General features: G+C 71.2%; 20 protein-coding genes. 10 read left to right on the top strand and 10 right to left on the bottom strand.

Annotated features, from left to right (window positions below; all coding sequences use genetic code 11):
• Positions 1–27 precede the first annotated feature (27 nt).
• On the bottom strand, positions 28–1,137 hold the full coding sequence (gene nicT, locus ACZ63E_RS05275) for a Nickel transporter NicT (protein ID WP_465334488.1): 1,110 nt from the start codon (positions 1,135–1,137) through the stop codon (positions 28–30).
• 235 nt (positions 1,138–1,372) lie between these two features.
• Here nicT and ACZ63E_RS05270 point away from each other — a divergent pair, with 235 nt between their 5' ends.
• The 4 genes from ACZ63E_RS05270 to ACZ63E_RS05255 are packed head-to-tail and all read left to right on the top strand — an operon-like array spanning position 1,373 to position 6,182.
• Positions 1,373–2,986 carry a DUF4331 domain-containing protein gene (locus tag ACZ63E_RS05270; protein WP_465334487.1) on the top strand — a complete coding sequence of 538 codons (1,614 nt, stop codon included), beginning with the start codon at positions 1,373–1,375 and terminating at the stop codon, positions 2,984–2,986.
• Between the two features lie 60 nt (positions 2,987–3,046).
• A complete protein-coding gene (locus tag ACZ63E_RS05265; RefSeq protein ID WP_465334486.1) occupies positions 3,047–4,360 on the top strand; it encodes a tetratricopeptide repeat protein in 1,314 nt (437 codons plus the stop codon).
• Entirely contained in the window at positions 4,357–5,856 is a 1,500-nt protein-coding gene (locus tag ACZ63E_RS05260; RefSeq protein ID WP_465334485.1) for a nickel/cobalt transporter, read from the top strand. The genes ACZ63E_RS05265 and ACZ63E_RS05260 overlap by 4 nt, the downstream gene beginning before the upstream one ends.
• 2 nt (positions 5,857–5,858) lie before the next feature.
• The gene (locus ACZ63E_RS05255) at positions 5,859–6,182 is read left to right on the top strand and encodes a hypothetical protein (RefSeq protein WP_465334484.1); all 324 of its coding nucleotides are present in this window, start codon (positions 5,859–5,861) and stop codon (positions 6,180–6,182) included.
• Here ACZ63E_RS05255 and ACZ63E_RS05250 read toward each other — a convergent pair.
• The 6 genes from ACZ63E_RS05250 to ACZ63E_RS05225 all read right to left on the bottom strand — a co-directional run bounded on the left by ACZ63E_RS05250 (position 6,179) and on the right by ACZ63E_RS05225 (position 13,814).
• Positions 6,179–6,709 carry a sigma-70 family RNA polymerase sigma factor gene (locus tag ACZ63E_RS05250; protein WP_465334483.1) on the bottom strand — a complete coding sequence of 177 codons (531 nt, stop codon included), beginning with the start codon at positions 6,707–6,709 and terminating at the stop codon, positions 6,179–6,181. The genes ACZ63E_RS05255 and ACZ63E_RS05250 overlap by 4 nt on opposite strands.
• 111 nt (positions 6,710–6,820) lie before the next feature.
• A complete protein-coding gene (locus ACZ63E_RS05245) occupies positions 6,821–8,707 on the bottom strand; it encodes an ABC transporter ATP-binding protein (RefSeq protein WP_465334482.1) in 1,887 nt (628 codons plus the stop codon).
• Positions 8,708–8,776: 69 nt separating this feature from the next.
• The gene (locus tag ACZ63E_RS05240; RefSeq protein ID WP_465334481.1) at positions 8,777–9,790 is read right to left on the bottom strand and encodes an NlpC/P60 family protein; all 1,014 of its coding nucleotides are present in this window, start codon (positions 9,788–9,790) and stop codon (positions 8,777–8,779) included.
• Between the two features lie 13 nt (positions 9,791–9,803).
• Complete coding sequence (locus tag ACZ63E_RS05235; protein WP_465313317.1) at positions 9,804–10,286, bottom strand: poly-gamma-glutamate biosynthesis protein PgsC/CapC; 483 nt, start codon at positions 10,284–10,286, stop codon at positions 9,804–9,806.
• Positions 10,286–11,464 (bottom strand): poly-gamma-glutamate synthase PgsB, encoded by a 1,179-nt coding sequence (gene pgsB / locus ACZ63E_RS05230; RefSeq protein ID WP_465334479.1) that lies wholly within the window; start codon positions 11,462–11,464, stop codon positions 10,286–10,288. Before pgsB ends, ACZ63E_RS05235 begins: the two co-directional genes overlap by 1 nt.
• Position 11,465: 1 nt before the next feature.
• Entirely contained in the window at positions 11,466–13,814 is a 2,349-nt protein-coding gene (locus ACZ63E_RS05225) for a HAMP domain-containing protein (RefSeq protein ID WP_465334478.1), read from the bottom strand.
• 192 nt (positions 13,815–14,006) lie between these two features.
• Between ACZ63E_RS05225 and ACZ63E_RS05220 the strand changes: the two genes are divergently transcribed.
• Entirely contained in the window at positions 14,007–14,921 is a 915-nt protein-coding gene (locus ACZ63E_RS05220) for a hypothetical protein (protein WP_465334477.1), read from the top strand.
• Position 14,922: 1 nt separating this feature from the next.
• Here ACZ63E_RS05220 and ACZ63E_RS05215 read toward each other — a convergent pair whose 3' ends face one another.
• Both ACZ63E_RS05215 and ACZ63E_RS05210 read right to left on the bottom strand, forming a co-directional pair.
• Complete coding sequence (locus ACZ63E_RS05215; RefSeq protein ID WP_465334476.1) at positions 14,923–15,654, bottom strand: VOC family protein; 732 nt, start codon at positions 15,652–15,654, stop codon at positions 14,923–14,925.
• Positions 15,655–15,704: 50 nt separating this feature from the next.
• Entirely contained in the window at positions 15,705–16,058 is a 354-nt protein-coding gene (locus ACZ63E_RS05210) for a hypothetical protein (protein WP_465334474.1), read from the bottom strand.
• 146 nt (positions 16,059–16,204) lie between these two features.
• Between ACZ63E_RS05210 and ACZ63E_RS05205 the strand changes: the two genes are divergently transcribed.
• From ACZ63E_RS05205 to ACZ63E_RS05190, 4 genes are all read left to right on the top strand, one after another.
• Complete coding sequence (locus tag ACZ63E_RS05205; RefSeq protein ID WP_465334473.1) at positions 16,205–16,882, top strand: hypothetical protein; 678 nt, start codon at positions 16,205–16,207, stop codon at positions 16,880–16,882.
• Positions 16,883–17,066: 184 nt separating this feature from the next.
• Entirely contained in the window at positions 17,067–17,819 is a 753-nt protein-coding gene (locus ACZ63E_RS05200) for an SDR family oxidoreductase (protein ID WP_465334472.1), read from the top strand.
• A complete protein-coding gene (locus ACZ63E_RS05195; RefSeq protein ID WP_465334470.1) occupies positions 17,816–18,586 on the top strand; it encodes an SDR family oxidoreductase in 771 nt (256 codons plus the stop codon). The genes ACZ63E_RS05200 and ACZ63E_RS05195 overlap by 4 nt, the downstream gene beginning before the upstream one ends.
• Positions 18,583–20,130 (top strand): acyl-CoA carboxylase subunit beta, encoded by a 1,548-nt coding sequence (locus ACZ63E_RS05190; RefSeq protein ID WP_465334468.1) that lies wholly within the window; start codon positions 18,583–18,585, stop codon positions 20,128–20,130. Before ACZ63E_RS05195 ends, ACZ63E_RS05190 begins: the two co-directional genes overlap by 4 nt.
• Here the strand turns inward: ACZ63E_RS05190 and ACZ63E_RS05185 are convergent.
• Positions 20,127–20,639, bottom strand: coding sequence for a dihydrofolate reductase family protein (locus tag ACZ63E_RS05185; protein WP_465334467.1), 513 nt, complete (start codon positions 20,637–20,639; stop codon positions 20,127–20,129). The genes ACZ63E_RS05190 and ACZ63E_RS05185 overlap by 4 nt on opposite strands.
• Before the next feature lie 189 nt (positions 20,640–20,828).
• Between ACZ63E_RS05185 and ACZ63E_RS05180 the strand changes: the two genes are divergently transcribed.
• Entirely contained in the window at positions 20,829–23,483 is a 2,655-nt protein-coding gene (locus ACZ63E_RS05180; RefSeq protein ID WP_465334466.1) for a lectin, read from the top strand.
• The last annotated feature ends 98 nt before the right edge of the window (positions 23,484–23,581 follow it).

Here is a 23,581-nt window from a genome sequence, read left to right as displayed (position 1 = left end):
GAGCCGGCCGCCCTCACCTGCCGCCGGTCAGCTTTCCGGCCTCGTCGCGGGGCGTGACCACTTTTCCTCGACGTGCCAGAAACGCCAGATCGCGAGCGCCGCCAGCCAGGTGACGACGAAGACCCCGACGATCACAAAACCGACGTGGTCCAGGTCCACCTCGGCGACGGCCGCGAGCGGGCCGGTCGTGATGCCGAGCTTGGGCACGAGGATGGACAGCAGCTCGATCGTGCCGATGATCAGGGCGATCGCCACAGACAGCGCGGTGATGGTGATGTTGTAGAAGATCTTGCGCACCGGCTTAGCGAACGCCCATTCGTAAGCGAAGTTCATGAAGCACCCGTCGGCCGCGTCGAAGAGGGTCATGCCGGCCGCGAACAGGATCGGCAGCACCAGGATCGCGTACCAGGGCAGGGAAAACGCCGCGGCGCCTGCCGCGAGGACGAGCAGGCCGATCTCGGTGGCGGTGTCGAACCCGAGTCCGAAGAGGACACCGACGGGATAGATGTGCCAGGGTTTGCGGACGGCTTTGGTGACACCACCGAGGATTCGGTTCATGAAGCCGCGCTTGTTCAGCTGACGCTCCAGTGTGGCCTCGTCGAAATCACCGCCGCGCATGTCGCGGAAGACCCGCAGGATCCGCACCAGGACAACGAGGTTGAGGATCGCGATCAGGTACAGGAACACGCCGGACGTCGAGGTGCCGATCAGCGTCGTCGCCTGGTGCAACGCCGATCCGTCGTCGGTCACCTGACCCGCGAGCGCCCGGATTCCCAGTGACAGCAACAGGCACAGCAGGAAGACGACGGTCGAATGCCCGAGGGAGAACCAGAAACCGACCGAAAGCGGCCGTTTTCCCTCGGCGAGCAGCTTGCGGGTGGTGTTGTCGATCGCGGCGATGTGGTCGGCGTCGAAGGCGTGCCGCATGCCGAGCGTGAACGCGGTGACCCCCAGACCCACGCCGAACACGCCGGTGGAGCCCAGTGCGTAGTGCTGTGGCGCGACCACGAGTCCGAGCACACCCCAGCCGACCAGGTTGAGCGCCAGGATGACCGTGGCCATGCCGGCGATGGACCGCCAGTCGCGGCGGGACAGCGTGCGGCCGCCGGTGGGGGAGGCGCTGGGGATGGTGTTCATGGCCGCCTCGCGTCCGGGGAGTTGGTGAGCGGAATATCTGCGACCCTAGACAGATGAACAGGCTGAAAGCAATGCCTTTCCGGCTTCACCTGTTCGGTGGTGAACCGGAGCGCGGACGTCTCCGAATGGTTCGTGCTCGCCCGGAAAACGGGAGAGCGAGGGCTCTGTTTCCGCATCGGGCGGGAGCGACCCGAAACGGCGTCGGCGACGGCGCCGTCTGCGAAAGGTCTGCTGCATGCCAGTACAGCTCCCGTCCCGCCGGACCCGGCGTGTGGGCCTCTCCCTGCTCGCGGTGGGGAGTGTGGTGCTCACGAGCGCGCTGGTCGGCCTGGGAACCGATCTCGCCGCCGCCTCGAGCCACCGCGAAGCGCCGCTCATCGCCGGCGACCCGCCGGTCGACAACACCGACGTCTACGCCTTCGTCAGCCCGGACAAGCCGGACACCGTCACGCTGGTCGCCAACTGGTACCCGTTCGAGGAGCCCAACGGCGGCCCGAACTTCTACCCCTGGGCCACCGACGCCCACTACGACATCAACATCGACAGCGACGGCGACGCCAAGCCCGACCTGACCTACCGCTGGACGTTCAAGACCGACGACCGCCGCGGCAAGTCGACCTTCCTCTACAACAACGGCCAGGTGACCTCCCTCGACGACGAGAACCTGCTGTTCCGGCAGAGCTACAACCTCGACGTCATCGACAAGTACGGCCGCTCGAAGAGCCTGGTGCGCTCGGGCAAGACCGCGCCGTCGAACACCGGTGCCGCGTCGATGCCGAACTACGGCGCGCTGCGCGACCAGGCCGTGACGAACCTGCCCGGCGGCGGCAAGAGCTTCGCCGGCCAGGCCGACGACTCCTTCTTCCTCGACCTGCGCGTGTTCGACCTGCTCTACGGCGGCAACCTGTCCGAGGTCGGCCAGGACACGCTGCGCGGCTACAACGTCAACACCATCGCGCTGCAGGTCCCGAAGTCCGCGCTGGCGCTGAACGGCAACGCCACCCGCAACCCGGTGATCGGCGTGTGGAGCGACACCGAACGGCAGTCGCTGAGTATCAAGACGCCGGGCAAGGACACCCAGGCCGGCCCGTACGTCCAGGTCTCGCGCCTGGGCAACCCGCTGGTCAACGAGGTCGTCGTGCCCGCCGGGCTCAAGGACAAGTTCAACGCGCTCACCCCGGACCAGGACCACAACGTCCCGGACCTGGTCAGCCGGGTCACCGACCCCGAGGTGCCGAAGCTGATCCAGGCCATCTACGGGATCCCGGCCCCCGCGACCCCACGCAACGACCTCGCGGAGATCTTCCTGACCGGCGTCACCACCAAGGCCGGTGGCCCGATCAAGGCCGATCTCAACTCGCAGCTGAACAACGCCGACGTCAACGCCAAGAGGTTCACGCCGTCGGAGATGCTGCGGCTCAACACCGCGGTGCCGGTCGCGGCGAACCCGAACCGGCTCGGGGTGCTCGCCGGTGACCTGCAGGGCTTCCCGAACGGCCGCCGGCTCACCGACGACGTCGTCGACATCGAGGTCCAGGCCCTCGAAGGCGCCGCCCAGACCGGCGTGATCGTCCCGGCGCTCGCGACCGGGGACAAGGTCAACGCCAACGACGTGCCGTTCGGGAGCGCCTTCCCGTACGTCGCGCTGCCGCACAACTCCGCGGTGAACGCGGGCGGTGGCGGCGGAGGCGGGGCCGTCGGGGGGAGTGCCGCGTCAGGAGGAGCCGCCGGTCCCGCTGCCGGCACGACCTTCCCGGTCAAGCCCGCCCTCGGCGGCCTGGCCGCCGCGGTGCTGCTCGGGTCGGGTGTGTGGCTGCTGCGCCGTCGTCCCGGGACCGCGGCCGAATAAGTCCACCGACGCCGGTGGCGGGTGCTCCCCGCCACCGGCGTCCGGCTGTGAGGTCTCCGCATGTCCGAACGCTCCACCCGCCCACGCCGGATCCTGGCGGTCGTCGTCCTGGTCGCCGGTGCGGTGACGCTCGTCGCCAGCGTCTCGGCCGGGCAGTCCGCGCCCGCCACCGGCCCCGCGCCGGCCCCGGTCGCCCAGGACACGCTCACCCACAGCATCAGCGTCGCCCAGGACAAGCTCCGCCGGGCGCCGCAGGACCCGCTCACCTGGGCCCAGCTCGGCACGGCCTACGTCGAACAAGCCCGGATCACCGCGGACCCCGCCTACTACCCGAAGGCCCAGGGCGCGCTCGAGAAGTCCTTGCAGCAGCAACCCGACGCGAACGGCGCCGCGCTGATCGGGATGGGCGCGCTCGCCAACGCCCGGCACGACTTCGCCGCCGCGAAGACCTGGGGCCAACGCGCGGAAGCCGCGTTACCCGACACCGCCGAGTCCTACGGCGTGCTCGCCGACGCCCTGACCCAGCTCGGCGAGGCCGACGCGGCCACCGACACGATCCAGCGGATGCTCGACCACAAGCCCGGTGTCTCGTCCTTCACCCGCGCGTCCTACGACCTGGAGCTGCACGGCCGGATCGACGACGCTCGGGCGGCCCTGCAGCGCGCGGTCGCCGACGCCACCAGCCCGAGCGACGTCGCCTTCTGCCGCTACTACCTCGGCGAGCTCGCCTTCAACTCCGGCAAGCTCGACGACGCCGCGAGCGAGTACGACCAGGGGCTGGCGGTCGACGCGCAGAACGTCTCGCTGCTGGAAGGCAAAGCCAAGGTCGCCGCCGCGCGCGGCCGGGTCGACGAGGCGCTCGCGGGCTACCGCGACATCGTCGCCCGGGTGCCGCTGCCGCAGTACCTGCAGGAATACACCGACCTGCTCGTCGCGGCCGGGCGCAAACCCGAGGCCGAGCAGCAGTACGCGGTGCTCGACAGCCAGCAGCAGCTGTTCGCCGCGGCCGGCGTGACCGACGACCTGACCGCGTCCGCCGTCGCCGCGAGCCGCGGGGACAACGCCGGGGCGCTGACCCACGCGCAGGCCGAATGGGGACGTCGGCAGAACGTGCTCGTCGCCGACGCGCTCGGCTGGGCCCTGCACCTCAACGGCCGCGACGCCGAGGCGTTGCCCTATCTCGACCGCGCCGCCTCCCTCGGCGGACGCACCGCCGCCGTCGCCTACCACCGTGGTTTGACCCTCGCGGGCCTGGGACGCACGAACGACGCCGTCGCGGCACTGTCGGACGCTCTCGCCATCAATCCGTACTTCTCTCCAGTCGGCGCGCCGGACGCGCGGCAGGCGCTCGAAAAGCTCAAGGCGGCACGATGAAACGGCTCGTGGCCGTCCTGTTCGGACTGCTGGCGCTCGGGTTGCTCGCCGCGCCGGCCGCGGAGGCCCACCCGCTCGGGAACTTCACGGTCAACCACTACGACGGCCTGACCCTGCGTCCCGGCGGGGTCGACCTGCTGTCCGTTGTGGACAGTGCCGAGATCCCGACCGTGCAGGACAAGCCGTCCATCGACACCGACCACGACGGAATCGTCAGTGCCGCCGAAGCCGGTACCCGCGCGGCCGCTGACTGCGCGGCCCTGCTGTCGGCCACACCCGTCACGGTCGACGGTCAGCCCGTGCCGTTGACATTGCGGTCCAGCACCCTCGAGTTCCCGCCGGGGCAGGCGGGGCTCCCGACAAGCCGGCTCACCTGCGCGATGTCGGCGTCCGCAGGGCTGGACCGCGCCGCGACACTGGTGATCCGCGACGACTTCCGCACCGACCGGATCGGCTGGCGCGAGATGACCGCAGTCGGCGACGGCGTCCGGCTCCCGGCCGACGGGCTGCCGACCGCGAGTGTCAGCAACGAGCTGCGTGCCTACCCCGACGACCTGCTGGCCAACCCGCTGAACGTCCGCGAGGCCACCCTGCGCGTCGAACCCGGGGTTGGTGGTGGTGCCGCGGCCGACGTCGCCCCGCACCTCGGCCCGCTGGACGCGGTGGTCGGCACGGTCACCCGGACGTTCACCGACCTCGTCGGCGCCGACGACCTGACCCCGGCCGTCGGCCTGCTGGCCGTGCTGCTGTCGCTGGTGCTGGGCGCGTCGCACGCCGCGCTGCCCGGGCACGGCAAGACGCTGATCGCCGCGTACCTCGCGGGCAAGCGGGGTTCGACGCGTGACGCGCTCGTGGTCGGCGCCACGGTGACGGTGACCCACACGGCCGGGGTGCTGGTGCTGGGGTTGCTCATCAGCGGGTCGAGCGCGCTCGCGGGGGAGAGCGTGCTGAGCTGGCTCGGTGTCGCAAGTGGACTGCTGGTGACGGGCATCGGCGGCTGGCTGCTGGTGTCCGCGGTGCGCAACCGCGCGAAATGGGTCGTCGAGGAGCCGGTGCTGGTCACTGCCGGAGCCGTGGCGGAAGCGCACGGACACGGGCATGGGCACAACCACGGGCACGGCCATGGACACGGGCATGGGCATGGGCACGGACACGGACACGGCTTCGGGCGTGGCGGGCTGATCGGGATGGGCGTCGCCGGTGGGCTGGTCCCGAGCCCGTCGGCCCTCGTCGTCTTGCTGGGCGCGGTCGCGCTCGGCCGCACCTGGTTCGGTGTCCTGCTGGTCCTGGGCTACGGCTTCGGCATGGCGGCGACGCTGACCGCCGTCGGCCTGCTCCTGGTCCGGCTGCGCGACCGCCTGGAAACGATGCGCCGCATGGACCGCCTGCGGGCCCGGGCGGCCCGGCTGTCGGGCTGGCTGCCGGTGCTCACCGCGACACTGGTGCTGGTGGTCGGGCTCGGCCTGGCCGTCCGCGCCGCGACGGGAAACGGATGACGATGCGCACGACCCTCGCCCTGGCCTGCTGTCTCCTGGTCGTCTCCTGCTCGGCCGCCCCGCCGGATCCCGGGCCGGTGTTCGACAACGAGGGCAACCAGGCGGTCGGCTGCATGAAGCACCAGCCGGCCGCCCCGGGCGCTCGCTACCGCGACCCGGCGCAGGTCCGGACGGACGAAACCCTGCCGCTGCTTCGGTATTACACCGCCAACGGCCGCAAGGCCTACTGCGACCGCGCCGCGCCGTCGGACGCCGACCGGGCGTGGGCGAGTGTGTACGTCAGCCTCGGCGCGGACCGCGCGAACGTCGCGGGGATCCTGGCCTAGCGCGTGATCAGGCCGCGGAGCTTGGCCGCGGCGAGCCGGACGCGCGACTTCACCGTGTTGACCGAAACTCCCAGTGTGGCGGCGATTTCGCGGTAGGTCACCTCGTCGACGTAGGCCTGGGTCAGCAGAGTCCGCTGCTCCGGCGGCAGCTGGGCCAGCGCCGCCCGGATCCGGCCGGCCTCGACCCCGTCCAGGACGTGCTCGCCGGGGTCGGGTTCGGTCGGGATCAGTGCTTGCCGCGCGATCAGGGTGTCACGCTCGCGGGCGGCCTGGGCCGACCGGACCCGGTCGACCGCCCGGCGCCGCGCGATCATCGTGACCCACCGGGCGCCCGTGCCGTGCGTTCCGTCGAAGCGGGCGGCCGTCGCCCAGAGCTCGAGAAACGTCTCCTGAGTGACCTCTTCGGACTGTGCGTGGTCCTGCACCACCGCGAAGACGGTGTGGAAGACGAGCCCGAAGAACTCGCGGTACAGCAGCTCGAAGGCGGACCGGTCGCCACCGGCCACCCGTTCGAGCAACTCTTCCATGGACCTGTCCCTGCTTCGGCTGTCCTACCGGAAAAAGGCGAACGACTTTCAGCAGCGAGGTCCGGGCCGCCTCTTCACGGAACGTTCGAGGCACAGCCGGGGGGAGCTTGGTCAGGCGGCGGGGGAGCGGTGCAGGGTGCTGCCGTCGCGGAAGCGGACACCGTCGGCACAGCGGACTTCGATCTTGCCGCCGGCGAACTGCTCGGTGTAGAGCTGCGCGTACAGGCCGTCCTGGGCGAGAAGCTCCGCGTGGGTGCCGCGTTCGACGATCCGGCCGTCCGCGACGGCGAGGATCAGGTCGGCGCCCAGGATCGTCGAGAGCCGGTGGGCGATCGCGATGGTCGTGCGGCGGTGGGTGGCCGCCTCGAGCGCCTGCTGGACGAGCCGCTCGCTGGTGGTGTCGAGGGCGCTGGTCGCCTCGTCGAGGATGAGGATGCGCGGGTCCTTGAGCAGGACGCGGGCGATCGCCAGCCGCTGTTTCTCCCCGCCGGAGAGGCGGTAGCCGCGCTCGCCGACGAGGGTTTCGTACCCGTCGGCGAAGCTCATGATCCGGTCGTGGATGTTGGCGGCGCGGGCCGCCTCCTCGAGTTCGGCGTCCGTGGCCTCGGGTTTGGCGTAACGGAGGTTGGCCGCGACGGTCGCGTGCAGCAGGTAGGTGTCCTGGGTGACCATTCCGATCGCGTCGGCGACCGAGGTCTGGGTGAGCTCACGGACGTCCTGCCCGTCGAGCAGGACCCGGCCGCGGGTGGTGTCGTACAGGCGGGGGACCAGGTAGGACAGTGTGGTCTTGCCCGAGCCGCTCGGTCCCACGACGGCGACGAGCTGCCCGGGTTCGACGACGGCCGAGACGTCCTGCAACGCCCAGCGGCGGGTTTCGGTGTCGGTGGTTTCGTCGGTTTCGTCGGAAGCCGGGTAGGCGAACCAGACCTGGTCGAACTCGACCCGTCCCGTCGGGTCGCCCAGGGTGCGGGCGTCCGGCGCGTCGACGATGCGCGGGTTCAGGTCGAGGTAGGCGAAGATCCGCCCGAACAGCGCCAGCGAGGTCTGGACGTCGAGCGCCACCCGCAGCAGGTTGACGGTCGGGAACAGCAGCCGGGTCTGCAGGGTGGTGAACGCGACGATCGTGCCGGCGGTGACCGCGGCGCCGCTCGCGTTGGCGATCAGCAGCCCGGCCACGAGGTAGACCAGGGCCGGCGTGATGCCCAGGAACGTCTGCACCACCGCGAAGAACGACTGGCCGGTCATCGCCTGGCGCACCTGCAGGTCGACCTGCCGGGCGTTTTCGGCGGTGTAGCGGGTGACTTCGTCGGCCTGCCGGTTGAACACCTTGGCCAGCAGCACCCCGGACACCGACAGCGACTCCTCGGTGATCGCGGTCATGTCCGACAGCGACTCCTGGGTGCGCCCGGCCAGCCGGCGGCGGACCCGGCCGACCCGCACCTGCAGCAGCACGAACAGCGGCACCAGCGCGACCGCGACGATCGTCAGCTGCCACGACAGCAGCACCATCGCCACCAGCGCGGCGACGACGGTGACGACGTTGCCCAGGATCGAGGTGGCCGTCTCCGACAGCACGGTCTGCACCCCGCCGACGTCGTTGGCCAGCCGCGACTGGATCGCCCCGGTGCGGGTCGCGGTGAAGAACGCCAGGTCCATGCGCTGGAGGTGGGCGAACAGCCGGGTGCGGAGATCGGCCATGACGCGGTTGCCCAGCAGCGTGGTCTGCCAGGTCTGGAACACGCCGATCAACGCGCTCACGAGGGGGATCGCGATCATCCCGGCGACCAGGAGGACCAGCAGCCGCACGTGGACGCCGCTGCCGTCGGTGGGGAACAGGGCGCGGTCGAACGTGGCCTGGGTCAGGAACGGGGTCAGGATCCCGAGCCCGCTGGACACCAGCACCGCCAGCACCGTCGCGACCAGCGCCGCCCGGTAGGGGGTGAACAACGCCCAGACCCGCCGGCCCAGCCGTGCCGGCGCCGGTTCCTCGTTCGTCATCGGTACCTCCCGCCCAGCGGACGGTACTGGAACTCCCGTTCGACGGCGAACCAGCTGCGGCGCGACGCGTCAGATGCGTTTGGCCGCGCGGAACGCCTTGGCGTAGGTGCCGGACCCGTCGATCAGCGACACGCCGCCCGCGTCGCCGAAGGTCGGTCCGTTGGCGACCTTCCGGCTGGACAGCACGCGGTGGTGACCGTCGCTGTCGATGCCCAGGTAGATGCCGGTGTGGGAGACCTGCGAGCCGAGCTGCGGCTCGAGGTTGAAGAACAGCACGTCGCCCGGCTGGAGCGTGCTGAAGTCCGTTGCCTGCTTCTTCGCGTCGTGGACGACTTCGGTGCCCGGCCCGAGCTCCGAGAGCGCCCACGCCCGGCGCGGCAGGCCCGGGCCCTTCGTGTTCGTCCCGAGCAGCGGGTAGCCCGACCGGTAGCCGTACACCATCCGCACGAAACCGGAACAGTCCAGCGACCGCGCCCGCGCCGGCTCCGCGGCCTCGTGGACGCCGCCCGGGAAGTCCCAGCCGATGCCCAGGTAGTCGTAGAAGTCCGACTTCTCCAGCCGGCCCTCGGCGCTGTCCGGGCCGAAGTTGGCGTCCCCGCCGATCCGCAGCTTCTTGGCGATCTGGTCGGCCGCGCCGTCGGTGTACTGCAGGGCGATCGCGAGGACGTCCGGGTCGGTGTCGCCGACGGCCTTGGGCAGCCAGCCGGTGAACCACTGCTGCTTTTCCCCACCCGCCTGCCACACTTCGGGCGCGAGCCGGATCCACGCCGTCGACGTGATGCTGACCTTGGTGAACTTCGGCTCGGTGAAGGTTCGCGAGCGCCCGGTGATCATGACCGTGCGGGAGCCGTCGGTGAAGGACGCCAGCTGCGCGCCCGCCGCGTCGCGGACCACGGTCCGGGCCGGGCTTTCCAGCCGTTCGTAGGTGTACCCGCCGGTGACGGCCGCGCCGGACGGGGCGGCCGACGCCGAGATCGCCGTGATCTCCTGTTCCCGGTCTTGTGCGAAGTACAGCGCGGCCGCTCCGGACACGCCGATGACCGCGGCCAGCACGCCGATGCGGATCGCCCTGCGCAGTGCCATCTCCTCAGTCACCTCATACGGTCGGGACGAGCCCGATCAGCACCCCGCTGATCAGGACCGCGTAGCTGGCCAGGCTGACCCCGCCGGTGGCGAGCATCGTGGCCACCGGCTTCTGCCGGACGAGCTGGTAGGCGACCAGGCCGGGCACGACGAACCCGAGCGTCTGGTGCACGAACAGCAGCGGGAAGTCGGCCTGCAGGACGAGCAGCAACGTCGTCTGCAGCACGACACCCAGCAGCACGACCGCGGCGAACAGCCGCTTGCCGTACAGGATCACCATGCGCTGCAACAGCTTCGTGCCGCCGAAGGTCAGCGCGGTCATCGCCGCGATGATCGCCGCGCGGCGGTAGTCCTCGACCATGGTCAGCGCGATCCAGCCGGGCGTGATCATGCCGCCGGGGGACAGGTTCGTGGTCAGGTAGCAGACCAGCGACAGCAGCAGGCCGATGGCGAGCCCGACGGTGGCGACCTCGGGGGCCAGGGACGTGGTGAGCATCAGGCGACCGGTTCCAGTTTCGCGAGTTCCTCGATGAGCAGTTCCCCCTGGCCGTGGATGTTGCCGATGGCGATCAGCGACGCGTGCCGCTCGACCCCGCCGACGATCCCGCGCAGCAGCTCACGCGGGGACCGCGAGCCGCCGAGGTCGACGACGCGGTCGTGCCACTCGCTCGGGATGGCGGCCCGGGCGCTGCGTGTCGGGTCGCCGATGAGCACCACGCGTTCCGGCGCGATGCGGGGGATCAGCGCGCCCATCTGGCCGTTGCGCTCGACGCGGTCCGGGCGGCAGTTGATGATGACGTGCAGCGGGTCGGTGATCGCGCCTTGCGCGCGGAGCTGGTCGATGTTCATCAACGTCGATTCGGGGTCGTTCGCCGCGAAGACGTTGGCGAAGCGCAGGTGACGGCGGCCGGCGCGGTACTGGTGGACCTGCAGCACCCCCGGGTCCGGCGGCGCGGCCCACATGCCTTCCAGCGCCAGCTGCCGGTTGACGTTCAGCAGGTCCGCGACGGCCAGCGCGATCGCGACGTTCTCCTTGAACGTGATCCAGCCGAAGCCGCGCATCTCCTCGTCGGTGACCGTTTCGGGGTCGACCGCGATCAGCTCGCAGTCCCGCTTGCCGGCCTCCTGCTGGAGGATGTGCAGCCGGTCTCGCTCAGCCGTGAGGCAGATCCCGCCGACCGGCATCGACCGCGACAGCGACCGCGCGACGTCGTCGAGCGTCGGGCCCATCTCGGCGAGGTGGTCCTCACGGACGTTGCACAGGACGCCGATGGTCGAGCGGATCAGCTTGCTCTGGTTGATCTCCTGCAGGTCCGGCATCACGGCCATGCACTCGATGACGAGCGCGTCGGGCCGGTAGGCGGCGGCCCGGCGGACGATCCCGATCTGCTCGACGACGTTGGCGATGCCGAACTTGCGGTAGACGGGTTCCTCGCTGCCGTCGGGGTGGATGAAGCGGGCCGCGGTGCCGGTGGTCTTGGCGGTGGTGACGAGCCCGCCGCCGCGCAGGGCGCCCGCGCAGAGGCGGGTGATCGAAGACTTGCCGCGGATGCCGTTGACCAGCACCCGGGTGGGGATGCTGTGCAGGTGCCGGTAGTGCCGGCGCTGTTCGGTGATGCCGGCGACCAGCATCGTCGCCGACGCCAGGACCAGCACGACGTAGAGGAACGTCACGTCAGACCCCGGCCCCGTCCAGCCAGCTCAGGTAGTCGCTCTTGGCCTTCTCTTCGGGCGTCCGGGCCGGGATCCGCGGTGGGGTCTGCGGCCGCGGCCGGCCCGCCGGTTTCCGTTGCGCGGCCGGGGGCTGGCGTTCGACCCGGGGTTCGGGCTCGTCGACGATCTTCTGGAGCAGCTCGGTCTCGTCGGTCGCCGCGCCGGTCGGGCGCCGGACCTCGCCGAGCCGGTCGCGGCCGTCGAGCAGGGCCTGGCGGCAGATCTCGACGCAGGAGGCGATGGTGCCGATCTCGTCCTGGCGCTGCGGGTAGACGACGGCGCCGGTGTGGCCGGCCGCGATCCGCCGCGCCTCCTCGCCGACCCGCCGCAGCGGCCGGACGACCACCAGGAAGTGCCAGGCGAACAGCATCACCGCGACGACGGCGGTGAGCAGCGCGGCGACCCGTGCGCCCGACCGCACGGTGTTGTCCGCGACCCCGAGCGACCCGATCGGCTGCTCGGCGACGACGACCCACTTCAGCGACGCCGCGGTGCCCTTGTCGGCCAGGCGCTGGGCCGCGACGAGCGCCGCCGGCGTCGTCTCGCGGGCGTCTTTGCCCGACTGCGCCGCGTCGACGTTCTTGATCAGCGTCGCGTCGGTGAGCGAGGAGAACGCGAGGTACCCCTGCGTGTCGGCGATCGTGCGCTTGCCCTCGTCGACCACGCGGACGCGGCCGCCCGCCGCGCCGAGCAGCTCGGCCATGCGCGGCACGTCGTACTCGCCGACCAGGACGTTCTTCGAGTCCGGCAACGGCGTGAAGGCGTAGACGACCGGGACGCGGCCGCTGGTGTTGTGCTGGCGCAGGCCTTCGCCGTCGGGCAGTTTGCCGGGTTCACGCAGGGAGTCGCGCCCGGCCAGCAGCCGGACCGCGCCCTGGGCGTCGGCGACGTAGATGCTGCGGAACCGGCTTTCGGTTCCCGCGAGCCGGTCCAGCATGCCCCGCAGCTGCTCGGGTTCCTTGCCCTTGCCCAGCTGGGCGACCGACTTCAGGTCGGTGAGGCCTTCGGTGAGGCTGCGGCGCAGGGTGTCGGCGGAGCGCGTGACGCGGACCCCGTGCTCGCTGAGCATGGTCGGGGAGACCTCGGCGTGCTGCCGGCCGAGCGTCGCGGCGACCACGCCCGACCAGCCGAGCAGGGTCAGCGCGACCGCCGCGATGATGAGCTGCGCGGAGAGCAAGGCGCGTACACCGGGTGCGGGCTTGCGGCGCCGCAGCTTCGAACGCGACCGCTCGAGGGCGGCGGTGACCCGGTTGACCTCGCGGATCCGTGACTGCCGGACCGGCTTGCCGAGCACGCCGGCGGCGACGGCGAGGGCGTCGGCGCGCAGCCTGCGGATCGGCGCGACGACCGTGCGCCGCAGCAGGAAGAAGCCCGCGGCGGCCAGCACGAGCAGGGCGGCGGCGGGGATCAGGCCGGGCCAGCGGGCCGGCACGGCCTCGACCGGGAAGCGGCTGAACGCCACGACCGACAGGCCGAGGCTGCCGCCGATGCTGGTGGGGGACACCGGGGCGTAGGAGACGACCGGGGCGCGCTGCTTGCCCTTCTCCGTGACCGCCGAGCCGGTGAGCACACCGGACTGCCCGGCGGCGGCCGCGGTGGCGGCCTGGGCGAGCAGCTGCTGCGCGGGCGTGTCGGTCGCGGCGACGTCGGAGCCGTGCGTGTGCAGCACGGCGCCGTCCGCGGTGACCAGGCGGACCTGCTGCTGGGTGTCCTTGTCGAGGTCGCCGGCGGTGGTGCGCAGCGCCGTCGAGACGACGAGGAGCTTGCCGGCGCGCGCGCCGGAGAGCGGGAGGGCGGTCAGCACGAGCGGGGTGTCACCGGGACGGGCGACCGGGCGGACCGTGAGGTTCGCGACGGCGACCCCGCGCAGCGTCTCGACCGGCACCGGCTCACCACGGGTGGCCAGGACCTTCTGCGCGGCCGGGTCGTAGACGGCGACCCCGCGCCAGTCTTCGTAGGTCTCGCCCAGCCGGGCGAGCAGGGCGGTGTCGTCGGCGACGTCGAACACCCCGGAGCCGGCCGCGACCTGGAGGTCGCCCGCGGCGGCCGTCGCCGAGGTGGCGACGCTTTGGGCAAGGCCGGCGGTCGTGCGCTGCTGGCCGGCGGTCACCTCGTCGGGGACACGGCCGGCGGCGTCGTTCGCGCGGATCAGGGACAGCGGGCCCGCGGTGGACAGGTACAGGGCGGTGAAGGCGGCGATGACCAACAGCAGGACCAACGCGGTCGCCGAGGCGACACCGGCGCCGCGGGGGAAGCCCGCCTCCGGAATCTGCGCGCGCAACCGCGCCGTTCGCTCTTCGTGCTGTTTCAAGAGGGTCTCCCCAGGCCCTTCCAGTCACATGTCCCGATGGACCACCGGCCGCCGCGGCCGCTAGCAAAGAACCCACCCGTTCGGGTTACATGACGGTATCAATGACGTCGTCGGTGACGTTACAGCTAGCCCCATCGGGGGACAAACGACGGCTAAGTCTAACTATCGGGTGATATCGGTACACTCCGGGTTGTGATCACCCGACCGCGGATGTTGCTCAGCGTGGCCGGCGTGGCCGTCGCTCTGGCGTTGGCGCTGACCTTGGTGCTGACCCTCGGTGACGACGCTCCTCCGACGTCCGCCCCGGAAGCCGGTCCGGAGCCCCTGGACTCCCTGGTGACCGGCTTCACGGCCAAGTTGTCGGCCGACCAGGTGTACCGCTCACCGAAATCCGACGAACGTCGGACCGCGTCCGCGGGGTTCGCGGCGGTCCTGGACCGCCGGGGGACCGCGGATCTCGGAAAGCTCGGTTTTTCGGTGCACGACGGCGTCGACCCGGCGACCGGGCGGCCTTACACGATCGTGGTCAACGAGCCCGGCACCGAGCGGGCGTGGGGCCTGTACGTCATCGACCGGTCGGCGCCGCCGTCGCTGGCGGTGGAGGTGCCGCACCCGGCGTTCGACCTGCGAACGGAGCTGTTCGGCGTCGACCTGTTCCGCCGCACCCCGGGTGCGGTGCTGATGGTGGCCGGCGCGCACCGGAAGGCCGACGACAGCAAGGCCGACGTCGCACACGAAGAGGACTCGGTGTTCCACGTCGTGGCTTCGGTGCTGGCCGCGCGAAAGCTCACGCAGGTCCAGCTGCACGGCTTCCACGACGAAAACCTGCCGTCGAAGGACATCGTGCTGTCCTCGGGGGCCTCGGCAGCGGGCGACGCGGTTCGCCGCACGGCGACGCGCCTGGAGGCGAACGGGTTCGCGGTGTGCCGGGCCTGGGAGGAACGCTGCGGAGCGCTCGAAGGGACGAAGAACGTCCAGGGCAAACTGGCGGCGGCGGACGACACGGTGTTCTTGCACGTGGAGATGAGCCGAGCGGTGCGGGAATCGCCCGAACGACGAGCCGGCGTCGTCCAGGCGCTGAGTGACGCCGACCTCGGCCACTCGTGATTCAGGTGGCGTTTTTGGTGCGCCGCAACGCCTTCTTCGGTGGCCAGACGGAGAACTCGGTGCCATCCGGATCCGCCAGCACGACGATGCCGTCGTCGCGCGCGGCGACCCGAGCGGCGCCGAGGGAGATCAGCGCATCGACCGCGTCCTTCTGGTCGCCGTCCGGGAGCAGTTCGAAGCGCTGCCGGGGCGGCGCCTCGGGCGTGCCATCCCAGTTGTCCCAGGCGATTTTCGTGCCGCCGCGCGGGGACTGGATCGCGGTCTGCTCGCCGCGGTCCCACACCAGGGGCCAGCCCAGCGCCCGGCTCCAGAACGAGCCGACCTGCCGGGAGCCGGCACAGGTGAGCTCGCCGAGCGGGCCGCACCCGGCGAGGTAGCCGTTGCCGGGCTCGATCACACAGAACTCGTAGCCCGCCGGGTCGGCCAGGACAACGTGTGTCTCCTCGGGCCGCTGCCCGACGTCGACGTGACGGCCGCCGAGTCTTATCGCCGTGTCCACGGTGTGCCGCTGGTCGTCGAGGTCGGCGCTGGTGAGGTGCAGGTGCATCCGGTTCGCGCCGAGGCGGCCGTCGCGGCCCGGTACGAAGCGGAGGCCGAGCTGGGTGTCGTCGCCCGGTAGCAGGACGCCGTCGGCGTCTTCGATGATCTCTCGGTCGAGGAGTCCGGCCCAGAAGCGTGCCGGTTCAGCCGGGGTGTCCGCCTCGAACGTCACTGCCAGGAGTCGCGAAGGCATGACCGGAACGTAGACACCGCCCTCGTGGCACGGCAAGGCAATATCTCCGGTCAGCGCAACCAGCGCAAGGCCGCGTCGACGCAGTCCTCGGGGCTGCTGTTGAACGCGATGGCCGCGGCCGGGGCGTGCTGCCGGACCAGGTTGACCACCCGCTCGAACAGCTCGAGCAACGGCTCGTCGGTGCGGAGGCCGCCGCCGATCACGACACAGTCGTAACTGGTGCCGGTCAACGCCTCCGCGATGGTCTGCTCGGGGCGCTCATCGAGCGACACGAGGCAGTAGTCGGCCTCGATGCGGTGATCGGCGAAGCGGTCCTGACCGCGCGCTATCGCGGCCAGGACCGGTGCCGGGTCCCAGCCTTCGAGCTTCGCGGGGTCGAGACCGACAACGAGCACTCGTGCCATCGTCGGGACGATACGCCAACGGCGGCCCGCCGGCCGTACGTCGAATCGCGTAGCCGGGTGTCGCTTCCGAGCCGACGCGGATCGCGGGGCTGTCCGGAACGCTCGGGAAATCCCGATTCCGGGTTTCCGGCCGACAAGGAGTTCCCATGACACCGCTTTCCACCGGACCAGCCGCCGTTCCCGCCTGGGTCGTGCCACGCCGGGCGGTCGTGGGGTCGATCGGCTTCTTGGTCGCGTTTCTCTCCGTCAGTTTTGTCGACGGGTTGCTCAGCGATCGCCCATTGCCGTTGCCCGATGCGCCCACGGCCGACGTCGTCGCGTACTACACCGCCGATCCGGCTGCGGCTTTGGTGGCCGCCGGTTTGCAGGTGATCTCCGTCCTCGGGTTCGCTTTGTTCGCCCGCACGGTGGGTAGGGCAGCCGGCGATCCTGCCGCCGCGCGGCGGCTGAACGTCGTGGGAATGGTTTCAGTGGGGGCCATGCTCGTGTCGTCCGCGCTCACCTGCGCCGTGGTGATCGCGGCTCCCGCGGCGGCGCCGCGGACGGTCGTGGCGCTCCGGATGGCGAGTTTTTACTCCGGTGGCGTGGTCAACGTCGTCACGCTGGGAGCGTTTGTTCTCCTCGCCGTGCTGGCCACGGCGTGGCTGCGGAAGCCGGCTCGGACGTTCGGCTGTGTGGCGGGTGGGCTGGCGGTCCTGTCCCTGCTGTCACTGTTTTTCTATTACGCCAGCATGCTTCTGCCGGTGGGCCGGGTCCTTTGTATGGTGTGGACCATTGTGGCTGCGGTGGCCCTGACCCGCGCAGCCGCGCGAACCACTGAGTGATCCGCTTCTCCGGACGCCAGGGCCTGTTCGGCAGGGCCGACCGGGCGCAAGCGACTGAGCACACAGGGTGGCGATCCGGTGTGACGGAGGTCGGCCTTGAGAGGATGGCCTCATCGCGCATAATGGGCCGGGTAAGCGACTGCTTGGTATGTGCCGCGCACCACAGCGAAGGAGACACACTGTCGTGAACTCGTTCAAGGATCGCGTCGCGATCGTCACCGGGGCGAGCCGGGGCATCGGGCTCGGGATCGCGAAGACGCTGGTCGAGCGCGGGGCGAAGGTGTGCATCACCGCGCGCAAGCCCGAGGCCCTCGAAGAGGCCGTCAACACCCTCGGCGGCCCGGACGTCGCCATGTTCGTGCCCGGCAAGGCCGACGACACCGACCACCAGGACGAGGCCGTCGCGAAGACGGTCGAGACCTTCGGCCGGCTCGACTACCTGGTCAACAACACCGGCATCAACCCGGTCTACGGCCCGACGCTGGACATCGACCCCGGCGCCGCGGCCAAGATCCTCGGGGTGAACGTGCTCGCGCCGCTCGGCTGGACCAAACGCGCCCGGGACGCGTGGATGGGGGAGCACGGCGGCGCCGTCGTCAACGTCGCTTCCGTCGCCGGCCTCGGCGCTTCGCCCGGCATCGGGCTCTACGGCGTCAGCAAGGCCGCCCTGATCCGGCTGACCGTCGAGCTCGGCGCCGAGCTGGGGCCGAAGATCCGCGTCAACGCCGTCGCGCCCGCCGTCGTCAAGACGAAGTTCGCCACCGCGCTCTACGAGGGCCGCGAGGAGGAGGTCGCCTCCGCCTACCCGATGAAGCGGCTCGGCCTGCCCTCCGACATCGCGGGCGCGGTCGCCTTCCTGCTCTCCGACGACGCGGGCTGGATCACCGGCCAGACCATGGTGCTCGACGGCGGCGTGACCCTGGGTGGTGGCCTGTGACCGGCGTGGTCGTCACCGGGGGTGGCGGCGGCATCGGCGCCGCGCTGGCCCGCCGCTTCGCCGCCGACGGCGCGAAGGTGCTCGTCGCCGATCTCGACGGCGACAAGGCCTCGGAGATCGCCAAGGAGGTCGGCGGGACGGCGTTCGTCGGTGACGTCGCGAGCGTCGACGGCGTCGCGAAGCTGGTCGAGAGCGCCCGCGAGACCCTCGGCGAGATCGACGTCTTCTGCGCCAACGCGGGCATCGCGCCCTTCGGCGGCGCGGAAAGCCCCGAAGAGGTCTGGGCGCGCACCTGGGACGTCAACGTCATGGCCCACGTCCGCGCGGCCAACCTGCTGCTGCCCGCGTGGCTCGAGCGCGGGAAGGGCCACTTCATCGCCACGGTCTCCGCCGCCGGCCTGCTGACCAGCCTCGGCTCGGCGCCGTACTCGGTGACCAAGCACGGCGCGCTGGCCTTCGCCGAATACCTGGCCGCCACCTACAAGCACTGCGGGATCACCGTCCAGGCCATCTGCCCGCAGGGCGTGCGGACCGCGATGCTGGAGAGCACCGGCGCCGCGGGCCGGCTGCTGATGGGCGCGTCGGCGATCGAGCCGGAGCAGGTCGCGGACGCGCTGTTCACGGCCATCGAGGAGAAGCGGTTCCTGGTGCTGCCGCACCCCGAGGTCGCGGGGTACTACGCGGCGCGGGCGACCGACACCGACCGCTGGCTCGGCGGGATGAACAAGCTGCAGCGCAAGGTCGAAGCGGCGTTCGAGGCGGAATGACCTGGCAGCCGGAGGTCGACGAGATCGCCCGGCGGCGGGCGCTGGCCGAACGCATGGGCGGCCCGGACAAGGTCGCCCGCCAGCACGCCGCCGGGCGCTCGACGGTCCGCGAGCGGATCGAGGCGCTCGCCGACCCCGGCAGCTTCGACGAGATCGGCGCGCTCGCCGGCACGGCGTCCTATGTGGACGGCTCGCTGGAGTCGTTCACCCCGGCCAACTTCATCGTCGGGACCGCGAAGCTCGACGGCCGCCGCGTCGCGATCGGCGGGGACGACTTCACCGTGCGCGGCGGCGCCGCCGACGCCGCGATCATGGAGAAGCAGGTCTACGCCGAACGGCTCGCGAACGAGCTCGGCCTGCCGATGGTGCGCCTGATCGAAGGCACCGGGGGCGGCGGCAGTGTCAAGATGCTGGAGCAGCACGGGTTCACCTACGTCCCGGTCAACCCGGGCTGGGACCTGGTGGTGGACAACCTCTCGACGGTGCCGGTGGTGGCGCTGTGCCTCGGCCCGGTCGCCGGGCTCGGCGCCGCGCGGGCGGTGATGGCGCACCTCAACGTCCTGGTCGAAGACGTCGGGCAGCTGTTCGTCGCCGGGCCGCCGGTGGTGAAGCACGCGACGGGGGAGGACCTCACCAAGGAGGAGCTCGGCGGCGCGGACGTCCACCGCCGCAGCGGCGCGGTCGACCGCATCGTCGCTTCGGAGGCCGAGGCTTTCGCGGTCCTGAAGCAGTTCCTGTCGTATCTTCCATCCTCTGTGGACTCGCTGCCGCCGGTCGGGTCCACTTCGGACCCGGCCGACCGGCGCGAAGAGACACTGCTCTCCCTGGTGCCGCGCAACCGGCGGCACCCCTACCGGCTGCGGCCGCTGCTCGACGGCGTCTTCGACGAAGGTTCGGTGTTCGACTACGCCGTGTCGGGCGGCTCGGCCTACGCGGGACTCGCACGGCTGAACGGCCACCCGGTCGGGGTGCTCGCCACCGACCCGTACCGCGGCGCGACGCTGACACCCGAAGGCGCCGACGTCATGACCCGCCTGGTCGACCTGTGCGAGACGTTCCACCTGCCGCTGGTGTCGCTGACCGACCAGGCGGGCATGGTGATCGGCGCCGCGGCCGAGCGCGCCGGCGCGATCCGCCACGGCGCCCGCGCGGTCACCGCCGTGTACCAGGCGCGGGTGCCGATGGCCGAGGTGATCGTCCGGCGCGTGTTCGGCGTCGGCGGCGCGGGCCAGGTCAACCGGCACCGGCTGGTCCGCCGCTGGGCGTGGCCCTCGGGCGACTGGGGTTCGCTGCCGGTCGAAGGCGGCATCGAAGCGGCGTACCGCGCGGAGCTCGACGCGGCCGGCGACCGGGCGGCGCGGATCGAGGAGATCCGCGCGCGCCTGGACGCCGTGCGCTCGCCTTTCCGCACCGCGGAACGGTTTTCCGTCGAGGACGTCATCGACCCGCGCGAAACCCGGGCGCGGCTGTGCGACTGGGTCGGCGACGCCTACGCCGTGCTGCCGAAGCTGCTCGGCCGCCCGTCGTTCGGGATGCGGCCTTAAAGCACGCGGTACCAGTTCGGCCGCAGCGGCTCCAGCCCGACCGGTTTGCCGCCGGGGTGGTCGAACATCCGGACGCCGTCGCCGAGCAGCACCGGGACGGGCATCGCGAGGATCTCGTCGAGGACCCCGGCTTCGAGGCACTGCCGGGCGATGTCGGCGCCGAGGACGTTGACGTACTTCGGGCCGGCTGCCTCTTTGGCCGCCGCGACCGCGTCGACAAGGTTGTCGACGAACGTGACGCCGGGCGCCGGGGCGGCCGGGCGGTGGGTGAGCACGAACTGCGGCCCCTCCCAGCCACCGCCGAACGCCTTGCCCTCGCCTTCGGTGCCGCGGTGCGGGTCGTCCCCGCCGTAGGTCCGGCGGCCGACGAGCAGCGAGCCGATCTCCGGGATCAGCTCGTCGACCAGCGGGTCCGGGCCCAGGTACGGGGTCAGCCAGGACATGTCGCCGCCGGGACCGGCGACGAAGCCGTCGACCGAGCAGCTGAAGCCGTAGAGCAGTTTTGCCATGATGTCTCCTTTGGGGCGGTTCGCGGACTTCAGTACTGACGGCGGGGGCCGGGAAAACTCATCGGCTTCACCCGGTCGTGTCCGGAACGCGACAGGTTCACCACTGACCGTTGACAACGGTGTCAGGCCACGAGGACCGTTCCGATTCGCATCGGCTGAACTTGTGCTCAACGGCGAAGGACAAGTGACATGGTCTTGCGTTCCCTCACGCGGCTGACCGCCGTGACCGTCCTGGCTCTGGCCGGGCTGACCCCCGTTCCCGCGTCGGCCGCGCCGCTGGTCACCGACCCGGCGTCGCTGGTCAACCCCTTCATCGGCACCTCAAACGCCGCCGACGACTTCCCCGGCGCGGACGTCCCGTTCGGCATGCTCCAGTGGAGCCCCGACACGCCCAGCCGCCCCGACGGCGGCGGCTACGAGTACAAGGATTCCTCCATCACCGGGTTCAGCCTGACCCACCTGTCCGGTCCGGGCTGCGGCGCCGACGGCGACGTCCCGATCCTGCCGACGGTCGGCGCGGTGAACACCGGCGCGACCGTGCCCTTCAGCCACGGCAACGAATCCGCGAGCCCGGGCGCGTACTCGGTGAACCTCGGCAACGGCGTGAACACCGAGCTGACCGCCGCGCTGCGGTCCGGCATCGGCCGGTTCACCTTCCCCTCGACGTCCCAGGCGAACCTGCAGTTCAAGCTCAACGGCAGCCAGAACGGCACGTCGAACCAGACGTGGACGGTGGTCAGCCCGACGGAGGTGTCCGGTTCGGTCACCTCCGGGCACTTCTGCGGCGCGGGCTTCACCTACACGCTCTACTTCGACGTCGTGTTCGACCGGCCGTTCAGCTCCAGCGGCACCGCGGCCGCGGCGGCCGTGACCCCCAAGGCGTCCCCCGGGAAACTGCACGGGGAGGCGGCTTCGGCGGCGGCACCAGCCGCGGGACCGGGCAGCGCGTACGTCCGGTTCGACACGACCACCAACCGGACCGTGCAGGCGAAGGTCGGCATCTCCTACGTCTCGGTGTCCAACGCGGTCGCGAACCGGGCCGCGGACATCCCGGCGTTCGACTTCGCCGCGACCAAGCAGGCCGCGCACGACAGCTGGAACTCCCTGCTCGGCCGGATCCAGGTCGCGGGCGGCACGGCGGCGCAGCAGCGGGTCTTCTACACCGCGCTGTACCACTCGCTGCTGCACCCCAACGTCTTCTCCGACCGCAACGGCCAGTACATCGGGTTCGACAACCAGGTGCACACCGTCGCGAGTGGACACTCGGCGCACTACGCCAACTTCTCCGGCTGGGACATCTACCGCACGCAGGCGCAGCTGTCGGCGTTGGTGGCCCCCGCGCAGACGGGCGACATCGCGCAGTCGATGATCGCCGACTACGCGCAGGGCGGCGGGCTGCCCAAGTGGTCGCAGAACAACGGCGAGACGTACGTGATGGTCGGCGACCCGGGTACGGCGATCCTGGCGAGCTACTACGCCTTCGGGGCGCGGAACTTCGACACGTCGGCGGCCTTGCAGGCGATGCTGAAGGAAGCGAGCGTGCTGAACAACGTCCGGCCGGGGCTGAACGCGCTGAACGCGCCGGGGTACCTGCCGGCGAACGGCACTTACCAGTGCTGCAACTTCTACGGCCCGGTCTCGACGCAGCTGGAGTACAACACGGCGGACTTCGCGCTCTCGGCGTTCGCTGGGGCGCTGGGGGACACGGCGAACCAGCAGTTCTACGCCGGCCGCGCGCAGAACTGGAAGAACACGTTCAACCCGGCGAGCGGTTTCATGCAGCCGCGCGACGCGGGCGGCGGCTGGACCGGCGGCTTCAACCCGGCGAGCGGCTCGAACTTCGTCGAGGGCACGTCGTGGCAGTACACCGGCATGGTGCCGTTCAACGTGGCCGGCCTGGCCGCGGCCCGCGGCGGCAACGCGTCGCTGGTCAGCTACCTCGACAGTGTGCTGGCCGGGTTCCACGGCGCCGGCGGGTCGCAGGCCGACCTCGGCAACGAGCCGAGCTTGGAGCTGCCGTGGGAGTACGACTACGTCGGGCAGCCGTACAAGACGCAGAAGGTCGTGCGGCAGGTGCAGGACCAGATCTGGACCGACGCGCCCGGTGGGCTGGCGGGCAACGACGACCTCGGCGCGATGAGCGCGTGGTACGTGTTCTCGGCGCTGGGTTTCTACCCGATGACGCCGGGAACGGCGGATCTGGCGCTGGGCAGCCCGTTGTTCACGCAGGCGGTGGTGACGCTCCCGAGCGGCAACACGCTGACGCTGAACGCCCCGGCGGCGGCCGACAACGCCCCGTACGTCCAGAGCGCGTCGTGGAACGGCTCGGTGTGGAACAACGCGTACGCGCCGACGTCGGCCCTCACCTCGGGCGGGACGTTGTCGTTCGTCCTCGGCACTGCGGCGAACACGGGCTGGGCGGCGTCGAACCCGCCGCCGTCGTACGACGGGACGTTGCCGCACCTGGGTCCGTTGACCTCGGGGGTCGCGGGCAAGTGCGCGGACGTGGCCACCAGCGGCACGGCGAACGGGACGCACGTGCAGCTCTACACGTGCAACAGCACCGGAGCGCAGAAGTGGTTCTCCGGCCCCGACGCAACCCTGCAGGCCCAGGGCGGCTGCCTGGACGTCAGCAACAGCGGGACGGCGAACGGCACGAAGGTCCAGCTGTGGCAGTGCAACGGCTCGGGCGCCCAGACGTGGCAGCCGGGCACGGCCGGCGCGCTGGTGAACCCGCAGTCCGGGCGGTGCCTGGACGACCCGGGCAGCACCACGACGGACGGGACCCAGCTGCAGATCTACGACTGCAACCAGAGCGCGGCCCAGAAGTGGACCCGAGGCTGACGCTGTCGTGGGGGGGGGGGGGGGGGGGGGGGGGGGGGGGGAGAGAAAAAAAGGAGGGGGGGGGGGGGCCAACCCGCACCCCCCCACCCCCCCCCCCC

The organism is Amycolatopsis sp. NPDC104819 (assembly GCF_055583145.1).
This window is presented reverse-complemented; position numbering and strand designations above follow the sequence as displayed.